16 protein-coding genes and 1 pseudogene are annotated in these 19,351 nt (G+C 68.9%); 12 read left to right on the forward strand and 5 right to left on the reverse strand.

All coding sequences use genetic code 11. The annotated features are described in order from the left end of the window. Positions 1–35: 35 nt before the first annotated feature. The 4 genes from FVO59_RS08865 to FVO59_RS08880 all read left to right on the forward strand — a co-directional run bounded on the left by FVO59_RS08865 (position 36) and on the right by FVO59_RS08880 (position 4,080). A complete protein-coding gene (locus FVO59_RS08865) occupies positions 36–860 on the forward strand; it encodes a sulfite exporter TauE/SafE family protein (RefSeq protein WP_182252305.1) in 825 nt (274 codons plus the stop codon). Between the two features lie 153 nt (positions 861–1,013). Continuing rightward, positions 1,014–2,261 carry an ABC transporter substrate-binding protein gene (locus FVO59_RS08870; protein ID WP_182252306.1) on the forward strand — a complete coding sequence of 416 codons (1,248 nt, stop codon included), beginning with the start codon at positions 1,014–1,016 and terminating at the stop codon, positions 2,259–2,261. A gap of 50 nt (positions 2,262–2,311) precedes the next feature. Further along, positions 2,312–3,259 carry a carbohydrate ABC transporter permease gene (locus FVO59_RS08875; RefSeq protein ID WP_182252307.1) on the forward strand — a complete coding sequence of 316 codons (948 nt, stop codon included), beginning with the start codon at positions 2,312–2,314 and terminating at the stop codon, positions 3,257–3,259. Next, positions 3,256–4,080 (forward strand): carbohydrate ABC transporter permease, encoded by an 825-nt coding sequence (locus FVO59_RS08880; RefSeq protein ID WP_220465655.1) that lies wholly within the window; start codon positions 3,256–3,258, stop codon positions 4,078–4,080. Before FVO59_RS08875 ends, FVO59_RS08880 begins: the two co-directional genes overlap by 4 nt. 3 nt (positions 4,081–4,083) lie before the next feature. On the opposite strand, the gene FVO59_RS08885 is transcribed toward FVO59_RS08880, so the two are convergent. Beyond that, a complete protein-coding gene (locus FVO59_RS08885; RefSeq protein WP_182252308.1) occupies positions 4,084–4,599 on the reverse strand; it encodes a GNAT family N-acetyltransferase in 516 nt (171 codons plus the stop codon). Positions 4,600–4,759: 160 nt separating this feature from the next. Further along, on the reverse strand, positions 4,760–6,544 hold the full coding sequence (gene aspS, locus FVO59_RS08890; RefSeq protein ID WP_182252309.1) for an aspartate--tRNA ligase: 1,785 nt from the start codon (positions 6,542–6,544) through the stop codon (positions 4,760–4,762). A 136-nt stretch (positions 6,545–6,680) separates the two neighbouring features. Here aspS and FVO59_RS08895 point away from each other — a divergent pair, with 136 nt between their 5' ends. From FVO59_RS08895 to FVO59_RS08905, 3 genes are read left to right on the forward strand one after another with little or no spacing between them, the layout of a single operon-like run. Continuing rightward, positions 6,681–7,538: a hypothetical protein gene (locus FVO59_RS08895; protein WP_182252310.1), complete on the forward strand. Its 858-nt coding sequence runs from the start codon at positions 6,681–6,683 to the stop codon at positions 7,536–7,538. After that, positions 7,519–7,815, forward strand: coding sequence for a transcriptional regulator (locus FVO59_RS08900; protein ID WP_182252311.1), 297 nt, complete (start codon positions 7,519–7,521; stop codon positions 7,813–7,815). The genes FVO59_RS08895 and FVO59_RS08900 overlap by 20 nt, the downstream gene beginning before the upstream one ends. Positions 7,816–7,837: 22 nt before the next feature. Next, positions 7,838–8,479 (forward strand): histidine phosphatase family protein, encoded by a 642-nt coding sequence (locus FVO59_RS08905; RefSeq protein WP_182252312.1) that lies wholly within the window; start codon positions 7,838–7,840, stop codon positions 8,477–8,479. Positions 8,480–8,514: 35 nt separating this feature from the next. Here FVO59_RS08905 and FVO59_RS08910 read toward each other — a convergent pair whose 3' ends face one another. Then, complete coding sequence (locus tag FVO59_RS08910) at positions 8,515–9,405, reverse strand: NAD(P)/FAD-dependent oxidoreductase (protein ID WP_182252313.1); 891 nt, start codon at positions 9,403–9,405, stop codon at positions 8,515–8,517. Positions 9,406–9,467: 62 nt separating this feature from the next. Between FVO59_RS08910 and FVO59_RS08915 the strand changes: the two genes are divergently transcribed. From FVO59_RS08915 to ccsB, 5 genes are read left to right on the forward strand one after another with little or no spacing between them, the layout of a single operon-like run. Continuing rightward, a complete protein-coding gene (locus FVO59_RS08915) occupies positions 9,468–9,902 on the forward strand; it encodes a MerR family transcriptional regulator (protein ID WP_182252314.1) in 435 nt (144 codons plus the stop codon). A 23-nt stretch (positions 9,903–9,925) separates the two neighbouring features. Next, positions 9,926–10,546, forward strand: coding sequence for a TlpA family protein disulfide reductase (locus FVO59_RS08920; protein WP_259363120.1), 621 nt, complete (start codon positions 9,926–9,928; stop codon positions 10,544–10,546). Then, entirely contained in the window at positions 10,543–11,307 is a 765-nt protein-coding gene (locus FVO59_RS08925; protein ID WP_182252315.1) for a cytochrome c biogenesis CcdA family protein, read from the forward strand. The genes FVO59_RS08920 and FVO59_RS08925 overlap by 4 nt, the downstream gene beginning before the upstream one ends. After that, positions 11,288–13,093, forward strand: coding sequence for a cytochrome c biogenesis protein ResB (gene resB / locus FVO59_RS08930; RefSeq protein WP_182252316.1), 1,806 nt, complete (start codon positions 11,288–11,290; stop codon positions 13,091–13,093). The genes FVO59_RS08925 and resB overlap by 20 nt, the downstream gene beginning before the upstream one ends. Before the next feature lie 3 nt (positions 13,094–13,096). After that, complete coding sequence (gene ccsB, locus FVO59_RS08935; RefSeq protein WP_182252317.1) at positions 13,097–14,080, forward strand: c-type cytochrome biogenesis protein CcsB; 984 nt, start codon at positions 13,097–13,099, stop codon at positions 14,078–14,080. Between the two features lie 260 nt (positions 14,081–14,340). Here ccsB and FVO59_RS08940 read toward each other — a convergent pair whose 3' ends face one another. Together FVO59_RS08940 and FVO59_RS16755 are read right to left on the reverse strand one after the other, a co-directional pair. Beyond that, on the reverse strand, positions 14,341–16,503 hold the full coding sequence (locus FVO59_RS08940; protein ID WP_182252318.1) for a YhgE/Pip domain-containing protein: 2,163 nt from the start codon (positions 16,501–16,503) through the stop codon (positions 14,341–14,343). Then, positions 16,500–19,258: pseudogene (locus FVO59_RS16755) on the reverse strand (MMPL family transporter). The gene FVO59_RS08940 and the pseudogene FVO59_RS16755 overlap by 4 nt, the downstream one beginning before the upstream one ends. Positions 19,259–19,351: the final 93 nt, after the last annotated feature.

The raw sequence follows: 19,351 nt of genomic DNA on the forward strand, positions 1-19,351 counted from the left end.
AGCGTGCGCGCGATGATCTGGCATCCTGAACTGTGATGGAGATCGGTGCATTCCTCGGCTTGGAGCAGCTCACGTGGGGCGTCCTCGTCCTCGTCGTCTTCGCCTCGTTCGGCGCGGGGTGGATCGACGCAGTCGTGGGTGGTGGGGGACTGCTGCAGCTGCCCGCTGTGCTGCTGATCCCGGGCATCACGCCGGTGCAGGCGCTGGCGACCAACAAGCTCGGCTCGATCTTCGGCACCGCGACGAGCAGCGTCACCTACTACCGCCGCGCGAAACCCGATATCCGCACAGCGCTGCCGATGGCCGCGATCGCGCTCGCCGGATCATTCGGCGGAGCCGCGGTGGCGACCGTGCTTCCGGCATCCGCTTTCAAACCCATCATCGTGGTCGCCCTGCTGGCCGTCGCACTGTTCACCGCCTTCAAACCGCAGCTGGGAGCCGCGACCGCGCTGCGCTTCGCGGGGCATCGGCATCACGTCACGGCGGGTGCCGCCGGGCTGGTGATCGGCTTCTACGATGGGCTCATCGGCCCGGGCACGGGCACCTTCCTGGTGATCACGCTCGTCGCGCTGCTCGGCTACGATTTCCTCCAGTCGAGCGCGAAGGCGAAGATCGTCAACTTCGCCACCAACGCCGGTGCGCTCATCCTCTTCATCCCGCACGGGGCTGTGCTCTGGTTGCTCGGATTGATCCTCGGCGTCGCGAACACCGCGGGCAGCTACCTCGGCTCCCGCATGGCGATCTCGCGCGGCTCAGGGTTCATCCGCGTGGTCTTCCTGGGCGTCGTGATCGTGCTCATCGCGAAGCTCGGGCTCGACGTCTGGAACGAGAACGTCTCGCCTCTTCTCGACGGGCCGTGAAACGGGCATCCGAAACCGGATCACCTGGCATATCGCGACGGACGGATCCTTGCCATCAGTGCTGTCTTCCCGCGTAGACTCCGAACTGCGCCCGGCCGGGCGCATTCACGCTCCCACGGAGGAGGGACGATGAGGTCACCTAGAAGGAGGGCAGTGCTGGCCGGATTCGCCGGGCTCGCTGCCGCAGCGGTCGCGCTCAGCGGATGCTCTGGATCGGGGGGTCCGGGTGACGGCGACAAGGTCGCACTCGAGGTGCAGTCGGCGATGGCTGAGGGGACGCCGCGCTTCGACGCCCTCGGCAAGCTCGCGAAGGCGTACGAGGACGACAACCCCGACGTGAAAGTCGACGTGGTCGCGATGGGCAGCGACTACGAGGGCGACATGAAGGTGCGCATGGGCTCGGGCGACCTGCCCGACATCTGGGCCACGCACGGCTGGTCTCTGCTGCGGTACAGCGAGTTCCTCGAGCCGCTCGACGACCAGCCGTGGGCCGACACGCTCAACCCCGTGCTCGACTCGACCATGAAGAACGACGATGGTGAGTTCTTCGCGCTGCCGCTGACAACCGACGTCGCCGGCATCCTGTACAACAGGACCGTGCTCGAAGACGCCGGGATCGACCCCGCGTCGCTCGGCACCATCGAGGCCTTCGACGAGGCACTGGCGAAGGTGAAGGAAACCGGCGTCGTGCCCATCTCGAGCTCGGGCAAGGACGACTGGTTCGCCGGCAACGTCGCGGACTGGCTCGGCTCGGGCTCGTATGACGGGAAGGAATCCGAGCAGCTCGCCGACGGCGAATTCGTCGACAGCGGCTTCGAGGCGATGTTCAGCAAGCTCGAGGAGTGGACGAAGGCCGGCTACTTCAACCCCGACTTCTCATCGGCGACCAGTGACGACATCGCCACGGCGCTCGGCCAGGGCAAGACCGCGTTCGTGATGATCCAGAACAGCCTCGCGCTCAGCGCGAAGCAGTTCGTGCCCGACGCTCAGCTCGGCTTCATGCCGGTGCCGGCGATCAACGGCGACCCCGAGTACCTCATCGGTGGCGAGGGCGTCGCGCTCGGCGCGTGGCGCGACGGCGAGCACAAGGAGCAGGCGCTCGACTTCCTGGCCTTCCTCGCAGAGACCGAGAACATCGGCGCATTCGCGAGCGACGACGGCAACCCTGCGGGCCTGACCGGTGTCGACGTCGATCTCGGCGACCTGTCCGACAGCTACGAGCAGTTCTTCACGCCGGGCGAGGTGCGCATGGTGCCCTACTTCGACCGCGCCTATCTGCCGAACGGCATGTGGAACACGCTCATCTCGACCACCGGTGGCATCATCACAGGCCAGACGACGGTCGACTCGGCGGTGAAGCAGACCGAGGCCGAGTTCGGCACGTTGTACGGTCAGCAGTAGGACCGCATGCGTCCGGGGCGGCGGCCCGCCCCGGACGCCCTGGAGGATCGATGACCGTCACACCCACACCGGATCCCACGGATACGGTCGCAGTCGTCGCGCCCGGGCGACGCCTGAACTCCGCCACCCGCGGCATCTTCCCGCGCAGGCTCAACTGGTTCTATGTGCCGGCGCTCGTGCTGTTCGCCGTCTTCTCGATCTACCCGCTGATCAGCGGTGTCAGCCTCTCGCTCACGAACTGGAACGGGTACAGCCGCAGCAGGGCCTTCGTCGGGTTCGACAACTACCTGCGCCTGCTCGACGACGAGGTGTTCCGCACCGCCATGGTGAACACCCTGATCTACGGCGTCGGCAGCACGCTGATCCAGCAGGTGCTCGGGCTGGGGCTCGCTGTCGTGCTCGACCGCATCGCACGCGGGTCGTCGCTGCTGCGTGCCGTCATCTACCTCCCGGTGATGGTCTCGCCGGTCGTGCTCGGCACGATGTACTACCTGATCTTCCGCTACAACAACGGCGCCCTCAACGATGTTCGGGCACTGTTCGGCGGGGAGCAGGTGGCATGGCTCGCCGACGCCGGAGTGGGCATCGCCGTCATCGTGATCGTCAACTCGCTGCAGTTCGTCGGCATCTCGATGGTCATCTACCTCGCGGGGCTTCAGGGCGTGCCCACCGAGTACTACGAGGCCGCGCAGCTCGACGGGGCGACGTGGTGGCAGAGGTTCCGCAGCATCACCGTGCCGCTGTTGCAGCCGGCTTTCGCCACGAGCATCGTTCTGAACCTCATCGGCGGACTCAAGCTCTTCGACGTGGTTCAGGTGCTCACCGGCGGGGGACCAGGGCAGTCGACCCACTCGGTGTCGACGCTGATCGGCGAGACCTACTTCTCGAACCAGGCGGCCGGGTACTCGGCGGCGATCGGCGTGGTGCTGTTCGTGCTGATCGTGGCGGTGACGTTCGTGCTGAACTCGCTTCTGAATCGAAAGCGGGTCGAGCTGTGAAGAACGCCGCGACGCCGTCGAAGGCGCTCATCTACGCAGGTCTCGGGTTCATCGCCCTGCTGCAGCTGCTGCCCTTCTACTTCGGGCTCACCACGGCATCCAAGCCCAAGACCGATCTGTCTTCGCCCTGGGTCTTCCCCGGCGAGATCCACTGGGCCAACTTCCAGACCGCCATGCAGCAGGGGCACATTCTGCAGGCGATCGGCAACAGCGCGCTGGTCACGGTCGTCTCGACTGTGCTCGTGTGCGTGCTGGGCGCGTTCACCGCCTACCCACTGGCGCGGCGGATCACACGAGGCAACCAGCTCGTCTACGCCTGCATCATCAGCCTGATCATGATCCCGCCGCTGTCGGTGCTCGTGCCGCTGTACACCCTCATGAAAGACCTCGGCGGGCTGAACACCCACTGGGGCATCATCGTGCTCATGGTCACCGGCAACCTGCCGCTGGCGGTGTTCCTGTACACGGCGTTCATGCGCAGCCTGCCGGTGTCGATCGAGGAGGCCGCGACCGTCGACGGAGCGGGGCCGCTGCAGATGCTGTTCCGCATCGTCTTCCCGATGCTCCGACCCGTCACGGCGACCGTCGCGATCCTCGCGGGCGTCGGCATCTGGAACGAGTTCGCGCTGAGCACCTACTTCCTGCGCACCGACGAGACCCGCACGATCGCTCCGGCGGTCGCGGGGTTCTTCGCGTCGCAGGGCAGCAACCCAGGAGCCGCGGCCGCGGCATCCCTGCTTTCGGTCGTGCCGGTGCTGCTCGCGTACCTGTTCCTGCAGCGCAGCTTCATCAAAGGGATGGTCGCCGGCTCGCTGAAGTGAGCGTCAGCGGCGGGGGACCGCGATCTTGAAGCCGACGTGCGAGCCGGCATAGCCGAGCCGCTCGTAGAACCTGTGCGCATCGATCCGTGACGCATCGGAAGTCAGCTGCACCATGGCAGCGCCGAGGGCCGGCGCCGCGGCATCCGCCACCCAGCGCATCATGGCCGAGCCGATGCCGCTCGACCGCAGGTCGCTGCGCACCCGTACCGCCTCGACGAGCAGCCGCCGCGCTCCCTGCCTGGCCATTCCAGGAATCGACGTGAGCTGCAGCGTGCCGACGAGTGCTCCGTCGAGCTCGACGACGAGCAGGTCGTTCGACGGGTTGGCGAGGATGTCGCCGAGGGCGGCCAGGTAGGCCGGGCGATCGGCATCCGATGCCTGATCCCCGCGCGCGGCGCTGATCGGGTCGTCGGCGAGCAGCGTGATGATGCCGTCGGCGTCGTCTTGCGTCGCGCGGCGCAGCTCGGCGAGACCGGCCCTGGTGTCGATCGAATGGGGAAGGGGGAGGGATGCCAGCATCCCCCCATCCTGTCAGCCCCGCCGACACCCCCAGCCCCGCCGACACCCCCAGAAGATGCCGACACCCCTGGCTGTGGACGTCCAGAGTCAGGGGTGTCGGTGATTACTGGGGGTGTCGGCAATCAGCCCGGCGATCCGGGCGGGTGCCTGCGGTCGGCGATCAGGCCGGGACGGACGCCTCGGGCTCGGCGTCGACGCCCGCCTCGGCGCGCTGCTCGGGCGTGATCGCCGCGGGCGCCTCGGTGAGCGGGTCGAAGCCGTTGCCCGACTTCGGGAACGCGATGACCTCGCGGATCGAGTCCGTCTTGGTCAGGTGCTGCATCACGCGGTCCATGCCCAGTGCGATTCCGCCGTGCGGGGGAGCGCCGAACTTGAACGCCTCGAGCAGGAAGCCGAACTTCTCGTCGGCCTGCTCCTCGGTGATGCCCATGACGTTGAAGACGCGCTTCTGCACGTCTTCGCGGTGGATGCGGATCGAGCCGCCGCCCAGCTCGGAGCCGTTGCACACGATGTCGTACGCGTAGGCGAGGGCCGAGGCCGGGTCGGTGTCGAACGTGTCGGCGAACTCGGGCTTCGGGCCGGTGAACGCGTGGTGCACCGCCGTCCAGGCGCCGGAGCCGACCGCGACATCACCGGATGCCACCGCGTCGCCGGCGGGCTCGAACATCGGCGCGTCGACGACCCAGGTGAACGCGAACACGTTCGGGTCGAGCAGCTCGAGGCGTCGGCCGATCTCGACGCGGGCGGCGCCGAGCAGTGCGCGGCTGGCCTTCGTCTCGCCGGCGGCGAAGAAGGCGCAGTCGCCGGGCTTGGCTCCGACGAGGTCGGCGAGGCCGGCCTGCTCTGCCTCGGACAGGTTCTTGGCGACGGGGCCGCCAAGAGTTCCGTCCTCGTTGAAGAGCACGTAGGCGAGACCTCGGGCGCCGCGCTGCTTCGCCCAGTCCTGCCAGGCATCCAGCGTCTTGCGCGGCTGCGAGGCACCACCGGGCATGAGCACCGCACCGACGTACTCCGACTGGAACACACGGAACGGCGTGTTCGCGAAGTACTCGGTCGCCTCGACGAGTTCGAGACCGAAGCGCAGGTCGGGCTTGTCGGAGCCGTACTTCGCCATGGCGTCGGCATAGGTGATGCGCGGCAGCGGGGTCTGCACATCGACATCGATGGTCTTCCACATCGCGACGACGAGCGACTCCATCATCTCGATGACGTCCTCCTGCTCGACGAACGACATCTCGATGTCGAGCTGGGTGAACTCCGGCTGACGGTCGGCGCGGAAGTCCTCGTCGCGGTAGCAGCGGGCGATCTGGAAGTACTTCTCCACACCGCCCACCATCAGCAGCTGCTTGAACAGCTGCGGCGACTGCGGCAGTGCGTACCAGCTGCCCGGGTGCAGGCGCGCGGGCACGAGGAAGTCGCGGGCGCCCTCTGGCGTCGAGCGGGTGAGGGTCGGAGTCTCGACCTCGACGAAGTCGCGCTTGTGCAGCTCGTCGCGGATCGCCTTGTAGACGTCCGAGCGCAGACGCATCGCGGCCGCGGGGTTCGGACGCCTCAGGTCGAGGTACCGGTGCTTCAGGCGCACCTCCTCGCCGATCGGGTCGGACTCGGCCAGGCCGCTCGAGACCTGAAAGGGGAGAGGAGCCGACTCGTTGAGCACGACGACGTCAGCGGCGATCAGCTCGATCTCGCCGGTCGGCAGGTTGGGGTTCTCGTTGCCCGCGGGGCGGCGCGAGACCTCACCCGTCACCTGCAGCACGAACTCCGAGCGCAGCGGGTGCGCCACCTCCTCGTCGCGGATGACGACCTGGGCGATGCCCGACGCATCGCGAAGATCGATGAACGCGACGCCTCCGTGATCGCGGCGACGATCGACCCAGCCCGAGAGGGTGACGGTCTGACCGATGTGCGAGGCATCGAGTGAGCCTGCCGTGTGTGTGCGAAGCACGGAGATTCCTTCTGATCGGGGAAATACGAACCCGCCCAGTCTACGTGGCAGGCCGCTGCGGCCGATCCGGCCGCGGAGGGGAGGGGTTGTGGCGGCTTGTCGAATGGCACATACTTGCCAGATGGAAAGTAATCGGATGCCTGACGCAGAGGCCGCGATGGCGCTCCGCGCCGCTGAGAGGGTGCGGGCGCGGGCGACCACGATTCCTCGCGGTCATGCCGTGATGCAGCTGCTGTACGCGGTGATGATGTCCGCCTACATGGCGGTGTTCGTGTACACGGGCTCGTCCGAAGGGGGCCCGGACAGCTTCGGGGGCAGGACCATGGCGCTGCTCCTCCCTCCGATGATCCTCTCCAGCGCGCTGATCGAGGGAGCCGCTCAGCGCTACGGCGGCAGGCTGCGCCCGACGAGGCGGTACTGGATGGCGGCCGCGGCTTTCGGTGTGATGCTCGCGGTGTTCCTCCTGTGGGCGCTGATCGGGGGCGGCTATCCCTGGTGGCTGTCGCTGGTGAGCCTGGTCGCCACGCTGGCCGTGTTCGGCGTCCGGCCGGTCGGCGTGCTCCTCCGGCAGGGCACCGCAGAGCATCCGGCGACAACTCCCGCGCCGCTGCCCAAGGGCAGCCGCATGACCACGATCGCCATCGGATTCGTCCTCGGCGGGATCTGCGTGACCCTGTCTGTGCCGGTCGCCGTGTGGGCGATGCTGATGGCGAGCATGGTGCTCGTGCTGATCTCCGCCCCCGCGACCTCGTCGTGGGGACTGCGCTCGACAGGCTGGTCCTGGGGTGTGATCCAGTGGTCTGCGTTCGGCGTCGCGACCGGGGCGATGTTCCTGCTCGCCACCCTGACGATCGCCACCGAACTGATCGGTCCGGTCATCAGCGCATCGGTGGGGGTCGTGATCGGCGCATCGCTGCTGCTCGCGGCTTTCCTCCCCGGGCGCGGTGACGACGGGTTCGACGAGGAGGGCGCCGATGGCGCACCCGAGGCATGAACTCGATCCCGCGCTGCTGACCCCCGTGCGGCTCTCCCTGCTCGCCGCGCTGCCCGAGGGGATCGAACTCGACTTCGCTGCGCTGCGCGATCTGCTCGAGGCCGACGACTCGGCGGTGTCGAAGGGCATCACGCACCTGCAGGATCACGGCTACGTCGCCATCACCAAGGGTTATGCCGGAGCGCGCCCACGCACCTGGGTCTCGTCGACGGCGACGGGGCGGCGCGCGCTGGCTCGGCACATGGCAGCGCTGCGCGCGATCGTCGGCGACGTCTGAGGGGCCGCGGTACGGTGGGCAGGTGACGGCACGACGACTCCACCTGGTGCGCCACGGCGAAGTGCACAACCCCGCCCGCGTGCTCTACGGGCGCCTTCCCGACTACCACCTGAGCGACGCCGGGCGCCGGATGGCGCACGATGCGGCAGAGCATGTGGCATCCCTCGATCGACCGGTCAGCGAGCTGCGCTGCTCACCGCTCGAGCGCACTCAGGAGTCCGCGGAGCCGTTCACCGAGCTGTTCGGTCTCGAGGCCGTGCACGACGTGCGCATCATCGAGCCGGCCAACGTCTTCGAGGGCAAGCGGATGTCGCGAGCGCTGCGAAACCCGTTCAACTGGCGGCATCTGCGCCGCCCGTCGGTGCCGAGCTGGGGCGAGGCGTACACCTCCGTCGCTCAGCGCATGCGCGCGGCGATGGACGAGGCCTGGGATGCCGCGGAGCGGGGCCCCGCGGTGCACGACGGCGACATCGTGTTCGTCTCCCACCAGGCGCCGATCTGGATCACGCACCTGTCGGTCGCCGGTCTGCCGCTGCGGCACGATCCGCGAACGCGCCGGTGCGCGCTGTCGAGCGTCACCTCGTTCGAGCGGGTCGGCGATGTGTGGCGCGAGATCGAGTACGTGGAGCCGGCGGCCAAGGGCATCGACCTCGGCGCCGTCTGAGGGCCGGTCCGCCCCCTGCCGACGGTTCGGGGCACTCACTCCATCGCGAGCTCCTGCACGATTCCAATGGCGGCCAGCTGACCGGCCGCGGCCGCGAGGGTGACGGCCGCCATGATCCCGGGAAGGGTCGCCCGGTGTGCGAGGTCGCCTGCCGCCCAGACGCCGGGCAGCGACGTGCGACCGAACTCATCGATCTCGACGGCGCCGCTGGGAAGTATCCGCAGACCGAGCTGCTCGGCGAAGGGAGCGCGCTGGCGCGCGGTGGCATTGGTCACGAAGAGCCCGTCGACACGCACGGCGTCTTCCGCGACGACCCGCACGTCGTCTCCGTCGGCCGAGACCGACTCCACCGGGGCGTGGTGCATGGTGGCGCCCAGAGCTTCGAGGGCGGTGCGCTGGCCGTCATCGAGCCCGCCGCCGTCGAATACGGTCACCGAGGCGCCGATGGGTCGAAGCATCCGCACCACATGCTCGGCCCGATCCGCGCCCAGCACCCCCACCCTGCGACCGGCGAACTCGTGCCCATCGCAGAACGGGCAGTTGAACGCGCGCACGCCCCACAGCTCGCCGAGACCGGGGACATCGGGCAGATCGTCCCTCATGCCCGTCGCGAGCATCACCCGTGGAGCACGCTCGACGGTGCCGTCATCGAACCGCACCTCGAATCCGTCGTCGACAGGCGATACCGCCGCGACCTTCCCCTGGCGAATCGCGATCGTCTCGTACTCCGCCAGCTGCGCGCGGGCCTTCGCTCGGAACTCGGCCGGTGCAGTGCCGTCATTGGTGACGACATTGTGCATGTGCAGCACGGTGCCGTTGCGGTACTCGCCGGAGTCGACGACGAGCGCTGAACGGTGCATCCGCCCCAGTGTCAATGCCGCCTGCAGCCCGGCGGGCCCTGCCCCGATGATGATGACGTCGCTCATGTGTGTCCTTCCAGATGGGTCTCGATCTTGCGATTGACCTCAGTCTGTGACTTCATGTCAACATGAAGTCAAATGCCGAACGTCCCTGGTCGGTGGGCGAGGTCGCGGACCGCTTCTCCCTGCCGGCGAACGTGCTTCGTCACTGGGAGACGGTGGGACTGCTGGCTCCCGAGCGCGACTCCGCCGGCCGGCGACGGTACGGACGCGACGACGCTGTACGAGTCGCGGTCATCCTGCGCAGCAAGGCCGCAGGGATGAGTCTCGACCAGATCGCGCATCTGCTGGAGCGCGACATGGCCGGCAGGCATCGCGTGCTGCAGGCGCACATCGACGACCTCGAGCGGCGGATGGCCGAGATGCGCCGATCGAAGGCGATGACCGAGCATGCCCTCAGATGCTCGGCGCATGACATCTCGACCTGCCCGCGCTTCCGAGCCGAGCTCTCCGATCTGCTGGTCGAGTTCCCCGAGGGGCAGAACGGCTCAGAGCGCGCATAGGAACCGCGCGTACGATTCCCAGCGTGTCCGTGCCTGCTCGATCCCTTCGCGGCGCCTGGCGCATCGGCGCCGCAGCGCTCGCCGCTGCGCTCACCATCGGTCTGAGCGCCTGCGCACCCGACCCCATGGTCGAGGCCTACAAGAACGGTGATCAGAAGGCGTACACCGCGGCCGACTTCCGCGTGGACTCGATCCCCGAGGCCGAACGCGGGGAGCCGGTCGACTTCGGCGGCGTCACCGAGAACGGTGAGAAGTTCTCGAGCGACGACATCCGCGGCGAGGTCGCCGTCGTCAACTTCTGGTACGCGGGCTGCGGCCCGTGCCGCATCGAGGCCGAGGATCTCGAGGAGACCTGGCAGAAGCACCAGGCTGACGGTGTGCAGTTCATCGGCGTGAACATCTACGACCAGGCCGACACCGCCAAGGCCTTCGCCAAGACCTACGGCGTCACCTATCCGAGCCTCATGGACGCCACGACCGGCGACGCCAAGCTCGCGTTCGCACGAGTGACGCCGATCCAGGCGCCGCCGACCACGCTCGTCATCGACCGGCAGGGACGCGTCGCGGCTCGCATCATCGGACCCATCGACGGCACCTCGATCCTGTCGACCCTCATCAAGGACGCGCTCAAGGAGAAGGTGTGAATCCGGATGCCGTGATCGGAGCCGGCGCGCTCTGGATCGCCATCCCGCTCGCCCTGCTCGCCGGTCTCGTGTCGTTCCTCTCTCCCTGCATCCTCCCGCTCGTTCCGGGGTACCTCGGATTCATCGGGGGAGCGGCGGGCGCAGGCGCCCCGCCCGCGCGAACCGGCGTCACCCCGTCTCGCAGCCGACGCCGGATGCTGCTCGGCGTGCTGCTGTTCATCGCCGGCTTCACCGTGGTCTTCGTCGCCTACACGGTGATCGGCGGCGCGGCATCCGCCTTCTTCCTCGAATGGGGCGACCTGATCACCCGTGTGCTCGGCGGCGTCGTCGTGCTGATGGGACTCATCTTCCTCGGCCTGTTCGGCTTCGCGCAGCGGCAGTACAAGATGCAGGTGAACTCGACCACCGGCCTCATCGGCGCGCCCCTGCTGGGCTTCACCCTCGCCATCGGCTGGGCACCGTGCACCGGACCCACCCTCGGCGCCATCATCAGCGTCGGCTGGACGCTGGGCGACCCGTGGCGTGCCGGGCTGCTCGGCGTCGCATACTCGCTCGGCCTGGGCATCCCGTTCCTGCTCGTCGCGCTCGGCTTCGGCTGGGCGACCAACGCGACCGCCTTCATGCGTCGCCACATCCGCACCGTGAACATCATCGGAGGAGCGCTGCTGATCGTGCTCGGCCTGCTGATGATCACCGGTGTATGGACCCAGATCATGTCCCGACTCACGGCGGTGATGAGCAGTGTCATCCTCCCCCTCTGATTCTTCCGGCAAGGCTGGTCCTTCCGGCAAGGCTGGTCCTTCCGGCAAGGCTGATCCCTCCCGCAAGGCTGGCCGCCCGGGCCGCCCCGGCCGCGCCGAGGGTGCGGCAGCGGCATCCGACCCGCTGCGCCCCTCCGACCACATCGACTCCGCACCCGGCGACGAGAACGAGATCAATCAGCCCAAGCTGGGACTCGTCGGCTGGCTGCGCTGGGGCTGGCGTCAGCTGACATCGATGCGCGTGGCGCTGGTGCTGCTGCTCATCCTCGCGATCGCGGCGATCCCCGGGTCGGTGTTCCCGCAGCGCACCGCCGACCCCAACGGCGTCGTGCAGTACAAGCAGAACAACCCCGACATCTTCCCGGTGCTCGACGCGATGCGCATGTTCGACGTGTACTCGTCGCCATGGTTCTCGGCCATCTACCTGCTGCTGTTCATCTCGCTGATCGGCTGCATCATCCCGCGGATCAAGCACCACGCCAAGGCGCTGCGCGCCCAGCCTCCGCGCACGCCGGCGCGTCTCGGGCGGCTCGAGCACCACAGGTCGGTCACGCGCGAGCAGGGCGACGCCCCCGCCTCGATCGACGTCGCCGAGAAGCAGCTCAAGGCGCTCGGCTATCGCGTCGCGCGCTACGACCGCGGCAGGACGTGGTCGGTGTCGGCCGAGCGCGGCTACTGGCGCGAGACGGGCAACCTGCTCTTCCATATCGCCCTCGTCGGCGTGCTCGTCACGGTCGGCATCGGCGGCGGCTTCGCGTACACGGGTCAGCGTGTGGTCATCGAGGGCGCGAGCTACGTGAACACCCTGATCGACTACAACTCGATCAACCGCGGACGCTTCGTCGCCGACGACGCCTTCCAGCCCTACGCGCTGACCCTCGACTCGTTCGACGTCACCTACGAGGACTTCGGCACGCCAGGAGCCGGCCAGGCCGGCAACTTCGCCGCCAACCTCACGGTGCGAAACGTCGACGGCTCGAAGAGCAAAGAAACCGTGCGTGTGAACTACCCGGTGCACGTCGCCGGCGACAGCATCTATCTGCTCGGCAACGGCTACGCGCCCACCATCACGGTGCGCAACGCCGAGGGAGACAAGGTGTTCAGCGGGCCGGTCGAGTTCCTGCCGCAGGACAGCGCGATGACGTCGCTCGGGGTCGTGAAGATCACCGACGGCATGCCCGAGCAGCTCGGCATGATCGGCTTCCTCTATCCGACCCCGCTCAAGATGAAGAGCGGCGCGTACACGTCGGTGCACGGCGCCCTGAACCTGCCCCTGCTCACGCTCGACGTGTACCAGGGCGACCTCGGCGTCGACGGCGGCAGGCCCGTCTCGGTGTTCGAGCTCAACACCGACGGGCTCGAGAAGCTCAACGGCCGCAGCACCGACGAGAAGTCGATCGAGCTGCAGCCGGGCGAGACCGCCGACCTGCCCAACGGCCTCGGCACGGTCACGTTCGAGAACGTGTCGCCCGACGGCGCCAAAGACACGCTGCAGTCCGTCAAGCGCTACGTCTCGCTGCAGATCCACCACGACGCCTCGGCGCCCTGGGTGCTGGCCTTCGCGCTGCTCGCCCTGGGAGGTCTCGGCCTCGCCCTGTTCGTCCCTCGTCGTCGCATGTGGGTGAAGGCCACCGCCGCCGACGACGGCATCCATCTCGAGTACGCCGCCCTCGCGCGCGGCGACGACCCGACCCTCGCCGCCGCCGTGGACGACCTCGTCCGCGGACACGAGCGGCTTCTCGATGCGGCCGCGCCTGAGGGCTCGACCCCCGCGAAGGAAGACTGATCCATGCCCGACCTCGATTCGATCTCGATCCTCACTCTGTGGACGGCGATCGCCGTCTACGCAGGCTCGTTCATCGCCTACGCCTTCGACCTGGCGCGTCGCTCGTCTGCGACGACCGCCGAAGTCGAGTCGCCGGTGCTGGTCGCGGCCGGGGGTGCGGACGCCAGGGGCGCCGCGTCACAGGCATCCGGAACCGCCGCGCGGGGGAAGGGCGGCCAGCCGCGCTTCATCTTCGCGCGGATCGGAACGGCTCTCGCGATCCTCGGCTGGCTGTTCCACCTCACAGCGACGCTGACCCGCGGATTCGCCGCGGGACGGGTGCCGTGGGCCAACCTCTACGAGTTCGCGATGATCGGCACCCTGCTGATCATGGCCGTGTACCTCGCGATGCTCACGCGCGTCGACCTGCGCTACCTCGGCACGTTCATCTCGGGCCTGGTGGTCGTGCTGCTCGGCGCAGCGGCGGCGAACTTCTACGTCGCCGTCACGCCTCTCGTCGACCCGCTGAAGTCGGTGTGGCTCGTGATCCACGTCTTCGTCGCGTCCCTCTCCACCGCCCTGCTCGCTCTCGCCTTCGCCCTGTCGGTGATGCAGCTGCTGCAGTCGCGCCGCGAACGTCGCGTCGCAGAGGGGATCGAGAACGCCGGCCCCGGCTTCCTGCGCACCCTGCCGAACACCGTGCGGCTCGAGAACATGGCGTACCACTTCACGGTGGTCGGCTTCATCTTCTGGACCTTCACCCTGATCGCCGGCGCCATCTGGGCGCAGGATGCCTGGGGCCGCTACTGGGGCTTCGACGTCAAGGAGACCTGGACGTTCATCATCTGGGTGCTCTACGCCGGATACATCCACGCCCGCGCCACGCGCGGCTGGCGCGGCAACCCGTCGGCATGGCTGTCGATCACCGGCTTCACGGCCGTGATCTTCAACTTCGCGATCGTGAACGTGTTCTTCAAGGGCCTGCACGCGTACTCCGGCCTGAGCTGAGTCTGCTTCCGGCCCGCACGCGGTCGCCCTCGCGGCACTTCGCCGAGGACAGGCTGGTTCGCGACGACAGGACGGATGCCCGGAAACGGGCCTGTCCTGGCGAACCAGCCTGTTCTCGAGGGCTTCCGCCCACGCGGCGGTAAGGGAACACGCGAGGGCAGGACCTGGATCCGCGGATCCCGGTCCTGCCCTCGCGTGTTGGCCTACGTCCGGCGACTCGGGTCGGTGCGCCGGGGCGGTGAGCCGTCCGGCTCCGGATGCTAGGCCGCGGCCAGCACGGCCTTGGCCGAGGTCGTGCGACGTGTGGCGACGGCCAGCGTCGCCGCTCCGAGCGACAGCACCGCCCACACCGCGAGGCCGGCGAAGGCCGCGCCGCTCGGGGCGATCAGACCGCTCAGCGCGGGCGCAGTCGGCATCGCCGCTCCGAGCCCGGCGAGCCAGGCGGGAACCGTCGAGATGAGGCTCGTCGCCAGGGCCAGCACACCGACCAGGGCGCTCACCCAGCGGCCGATGCCACCCAGTACGGCGACCAGCGCCTGATTGATCGCAGCGAATGCGATGCCCGCGATCACCGCGAATCCGGCGAAGCCCCACCACGTCGCGGCGTCGTAGTCGGCGACGAACTGCACGACCAGTGCGACCAGCATGCCCTGAGCCGCCCCGATCGCGGCGGCGGGCCAGAAGCCGCGCAGCACCATGCCGATCGACGATCGCCGCGAGGTGAGAGTGCTGCCGGGCACGGCCCGCAGTGCGATGAACGAGGCCAGCGCGCCGAACCACAGCACCACGGCCGAGAGCAGCGGGATCGTGGTGGGTCCGAACATGGCATCCGAATCCGATGTCGACGTGACCGGATCTGCGATCACCGATGCGAGCGTGGTCGACTGCTCGTCGTCGAACGACGGCAGCGAGGTCGATGCGGTGTGCAGGCCCTCGGCGAGGTCTCCGGTGCCCGACGCCAGCTCGTCGAGTCCGTCGGAGAGCTCACCTGCTCCGTCGCCGAGCGCGGTGATGCCGTCGCCGAGCTGCGACGCGCCGTCGGCGAGTCCTGAGGCTCCGACGGCCAGCCCCGAGGCTCCGTCGCCGAGCGTGGCTGCGCCCGTGCCGACCTCGACCATCCCGCCGGAGAGCGCCCGGGCGCCGTCGGCCGACTGGTCGATGCCGTCGGCGATCTGGCCGACACCGGCGCCGAGGGCGAGAGCCGAGTCGCCGGCGGTCTTCAGGGGCGCGGCGAGCTGCTGCGGCAGGCCCTTCACGTTCTCGGCGACGGGCGCCATGTACCCCGAGACCGTGCCCGCGTCGGTGGCCGCCTGCTTCGCGGAGTCGGCAGCGGCCCCTGCGTCTGTGGCGGCTGCGTCGAGACGGTCGCAGAAGTCCGAGCCGGACACGGCCGGGTCGCACTCCGCAGCCAGCGCGTCGAGGCTCGTTGCGACCCCGCCGATCCTGGTGACCGCGTCCACCGACGAGGCCGCCGCCGTCGCGGCCTTGCTCGCCACGAGCTGCAGAGTCTGCACGAGCGTGCTGACCTCACTGTCGGGTGCGGTGATCGCCGCAGCCCCGCCCACCAGGCCGTTGCCCAGCTGGGTCGCGCCGGCGCCCGCCTCTCTGGTCTTGGTCGAGATCGTGTCGAGGCCCGTGCCCAGCGATACGGCACCGCTGGCCACCTGGTTGGCGCCGCCGGCGAGCTGAGACGCGCCCCCGCCGAGTTGCGCGGCTCCGTCTGACAGCTGGGTCGATCCGTCGGCGAGCTTGCCTGCGCCGTCGGCCAGCTGGGTCGCGCCGTCGGGGATCGCCGCTGCGCCGTCAGCGGCCGAACGTGCTCCGTCCGCGAGCTGATCGGCACCGTCTGCGGCTTCGCCGATCTGTTCGCCGAGTGTCGTGAACCCGATCAGCACGTTGCCGACCGTCGCCTCGCTCAGCATCGTGCCCATGGTCGACGCCGCGACCGACGCGATCTGCTGGCTGATGAGGCCGTCGGCCACCCGCCCGTCCTGCGGTGTCGTCACATTGATCTCGGCCTGCTCGGCTGAGCCCCCGCCGTCCTGCAGGGCGGTGCCTGCCGACGTCGCATCCTTCGAGAAGGACTTCGGGATCGTCACGATCGCCTGGTAGCGACCGTCAGCCAGACCCTCCGCGGCGTCATCCTCGTTGGAGATGACCCACGTGAGGTTCGAGTCGAGCTCGTCGGATCCCTCGACGAGACCTGCCGCGAGCTGGCGCCCGAGCGGGGTGTACTGTCCGTCGATGGTGACGGGCTTGTCGAGGTTGACGACCGCGGCCGTCATCTCCTCGAGCCTGTCGGTCGGGTCCTGCAGAGCCGCGACGAGGATCCCGCCGATGACCGCGGGCAGCAGCAGCACGCCGATGAGCGTCAGCCAGGTGATCGGCCGGCGCGATCGCGCGCGTTCGATGGGGAGGGTCACTTCGTCTCACTCCGTTCGGTCAGTGCATCGAGTGCGTCCACCTCGGTCGAGTCGGAGGTCGGGACGCCGCCGCTCTCGCGCAGGTCGGTGACGGATGCCATGGCGCGGCCCGCTTCGACGAGCAGCAGCTGCGCGGCATCCGGGTCGGGCGTCGTGAGCAGCACGGACACGCCGTCGCCTGCGTCGCGCAGACGTGCGGCCAGCTGATCGCGGTCGGAGGCGGAGACGCGCTCCACCCCGTCGAGGATCACCAGTGCGGTGCTGCCGCGCAGCGCCTCGGCGAGCTGCGCGGCGGCATCCGGCTGGTCGAGCAGCGCCACGCCGACGTGGGCGCGAACCCACGCGGCACGGCCCGGCAGCAGATGACCGGTGACCCGCAGCCTCCCGGCATCCGGCTTCACGCGTCCGGCGAGAACGAGCGCCAGCGCGCGCAGCGCGCGGGGCGTGGCGCCGGTGACGATCAGCGAACGGCCGGGCGCGAGCCGCAGGTGCGCGTGATCGATCCCGGCGGCATCGATGACGAGATCGTCTGCGGCGACGACGCTGTCATCTCCGGGCCACGCATCGAGCGCGCGCTCGCGCTCGACGGCTTCGCCCTCGATGTCGACGTGCGGGAGGACTCGCTGCATCCAGCGCGGGATGCTCCACGCCCGCTCGCCGAGGATCGCCATCACCGCGGGGATCAGCGTCATCCTCACGAGGAAGGCGTCGATCGCGATCCCGGCCGCGAGACCGAGGGCGATCGGCTTGAGCGATGAATCGCCCTCGGGCACGAACGCGACGAACACGGCGAACATGATGAGCGCGGCAGCGGTCACCACGCGCGCGGTTCCCGCGAAGCCCGATCGAACCGCCTCGACGGCCTCTGCGCGTCCAGAACCGCGAGCGTGCACGAAGTCCTCGCGCATCCTCGAGACGAGGAAGACCTGGTAGTCCATCGCCAGGCCGAACAGCACGCCCATCAGCACGATCGGCATGAAGCTGATGATCGGGCCCGTGCGAGCGACGTGCAGGGCATCGGCGAACCAGCCCCACTCGAACACCGCTGCGACCACGCCGAAGGCGGCGACGATCGAGAGCAGGTATCCGATGGCGGCCGTGACGGGAACCCAGATCGAGCGGAACACGATCGCGAGGAGGATGAGCGAGAGGCCGATGACGAAGATGCCGAACGGCAGCAGCGCAGCCCCGAGCTGGTCGGAGATGTCGATCGCGACGGCGGTGAAGCCCGTGACCTTCAGATCGATGCCGTATTCGTCGAGCCACTCGTCGTGGTGGGACCGCAGTTCGCGCACGAGGTCGCTGGTGCGCGGATCGTCTGGTGCCGTCTCGGGATGATCTGCACGATGCCCGTGTCGGCGGTCTCGTTCGGCGTGGCGAGGGCGACTTCGCGCACGCCGGGGAGCTTCTCGACCTCGTCGCCCAGGTCCTGCATGAGGTTCAGAGGGGCGGTGGAGGTGACGATCGTTCCGGTGAGGATGAGGGGGCCGTTGAACCCTGGACCGAACTCATCGGCGGTGAGGTCGTAGCTGACGCGCGCCTCGGAGCCCTTGGGGAGCACCCCCGCATTGGGGAGGGCGAGATCGAGGCTGAGCGCGGGGACCGCGACGATGCCGAGTCCGACGACGACCGAGGTGGCGACGATCACCGGGCGCTTCGTGACGGCGTCGACCCAGCGGCGGGAGAACGCGGGGCGCGGTGCGGCATCCGCCTTCTTGCGCGCACGACGCGGCCTTCCCGCGACGCGGCCCTTCATGAACCCGAGCAGCGCCGGGGTGAGCGTGACCGAGATGGCGACGGCGATCGCGACCGCGACGGAGGCGGCGATGCCCATCGTCGTGAGGAACGGGATGCCCGCGAACCCGAGCCCGATCAGGGCGATAAGCACGGTGATGCCGGCGAACACGACCGCGGAGCCCGCCGTGCCGACGGCGCGCGCGGCTGACTCCTCCGGGTCGATGCCTTCGCGCACCTGGTCCTGGTGGCGGGCGACGATGAACAGCGCGTAGTCGATGCCGACGGCGAGGCCGAGCATGAGCGCGAGCAGGGGCGTGGTCGACGAGACCGTGGCGAACGCCGTGGCGGCGAAGATGCCTGCCATCGAGATGCCGACGCCGAGCACCGCCGTCAGCAGCGGAAGCCCCGCGACGACGAACGAGCGGAAGGTGACGATGAGCACGAGCAGGGCGATGAGCAGGCCGATCGCCTCGGTGATCGTCACGGCGGGGATCGAGGTCGCGAACAGGTCGCCGCCGAGAGCGGCCTGCGCTCCGTCGGGCAGCGATGCCGCGAGTTCGTCGACCTGGTGCTGCAGGTCTTCCTTCACGCTGTCGGGGACATCGGTCGACTGGCCGTCGAACTGCATCCGGACGATGGCGGCGGTCTTCTCGTCGTTGACCATGCCGGTGATGTTCTCGTCGTAAGGAGAGGTGACGGCGAGCACGCCGTCGAAGCGCTCGAGGCGGTCGACGGCGTCGTCGATGTCGTCGCGATAGGTCGCATCGGTGATGTCGTCGCCGTCGGCGGCCACCACGATGAACTGCGCGTTCGTGCCGCTGACCTGGGGGAAGGTGCGCGAGAGCTGCTCGAGACCTGCCTGGGATTCGGTGCCGGGGATCGAGAACGTGTTGTCGGTGCCTGCGCCGAGTGCGAGGGCGCCGCCGCCGGCGACGCCGAGCACGACCAGCCATGCGACGAGCACGCGCCACGGGTGCCGGAACGACCAGCGCCCGAGCGAGGAGAGAAGGGTGGACACGGAAGCCTCCGCTCACGTTGGATGCATTCGCGTACTCGATACAGAGATGTATTGAGTACGTGCATGTATCGTATTCCCAGCGCGCCGTGAGAG

The organism is Microbacterium esteraromaticum (genome assembly GCF_014084045.1).
Lineage (GTDB): Bacteria > Actinomycetota > Actinomycetes > Actinomycetales > Microbacteriaceae > Microbacterium > Microbacterium esteraromaticum_D.

What these genes read in the sequence shown, in the direction of transcription:
- ccsB (WP_182252317.1), top strand. Translation starts at nt 13,097, where the DNA reads ATGCCCGACCTCGATTCGATCTCGATCCTCACTCTGTGGACGGCGATC.
- FVO59_RS08875 (WP_182252307.1), top strand. Translation starts at nt 2,312, where the DNA reads ATGACCGTCACACCCACACCGGATCCCACGGATACGGTCGCAGTCGTC.
- FVO59_RS08915 (WP_182252314.1), top strand. Translation starts at nt 9,468, where the DNA reads ATGAAGTCAAATGCCGAACGTCCCTGGTCGGTGGGCGAGGTCGCGGAC.
- FVO59_RS08910 (WP_182252313.1), bottom strand. Translation starts at nt 9,405, where the DNA reads ATGAGCGACGTCATCATCATCGGGGCAGGGCCCGCCGGGCTGCAGGCG.
- FVO59_RS08895 (WP_182252310.1), top strand. Translation starts at nt 6,681, where the DNA reads ATGCCTGACGCAGAGGCCGCGATGGCGCTCCGCGCCGCTGAGAGGGTG.
- FVO59_RS08865 (WP_182252305.1), top strand. Translation starts at nt 36, where the DNA reads ATGGAGATCGGTGCATTCCTCGGCTTGGAGCAGCTCACGTGGGGCGTC.
- FVO59_RS08885 (WP_182252308.1), bottom strand. Translation starts at nt 4,599, where the DNA reads ATGCTGGCATCCCTCCCCCTTCCCCATTCGATCGACACCAGGGCCGGT.
- FVO59_RS08900 (WP_182252311.1), top strand. Translation starts at nt 7,519, where the DNA reads ATGGCGCACCCGAGGCATGAACTCGATCCCGCGCTGCTGACCCCCGTG.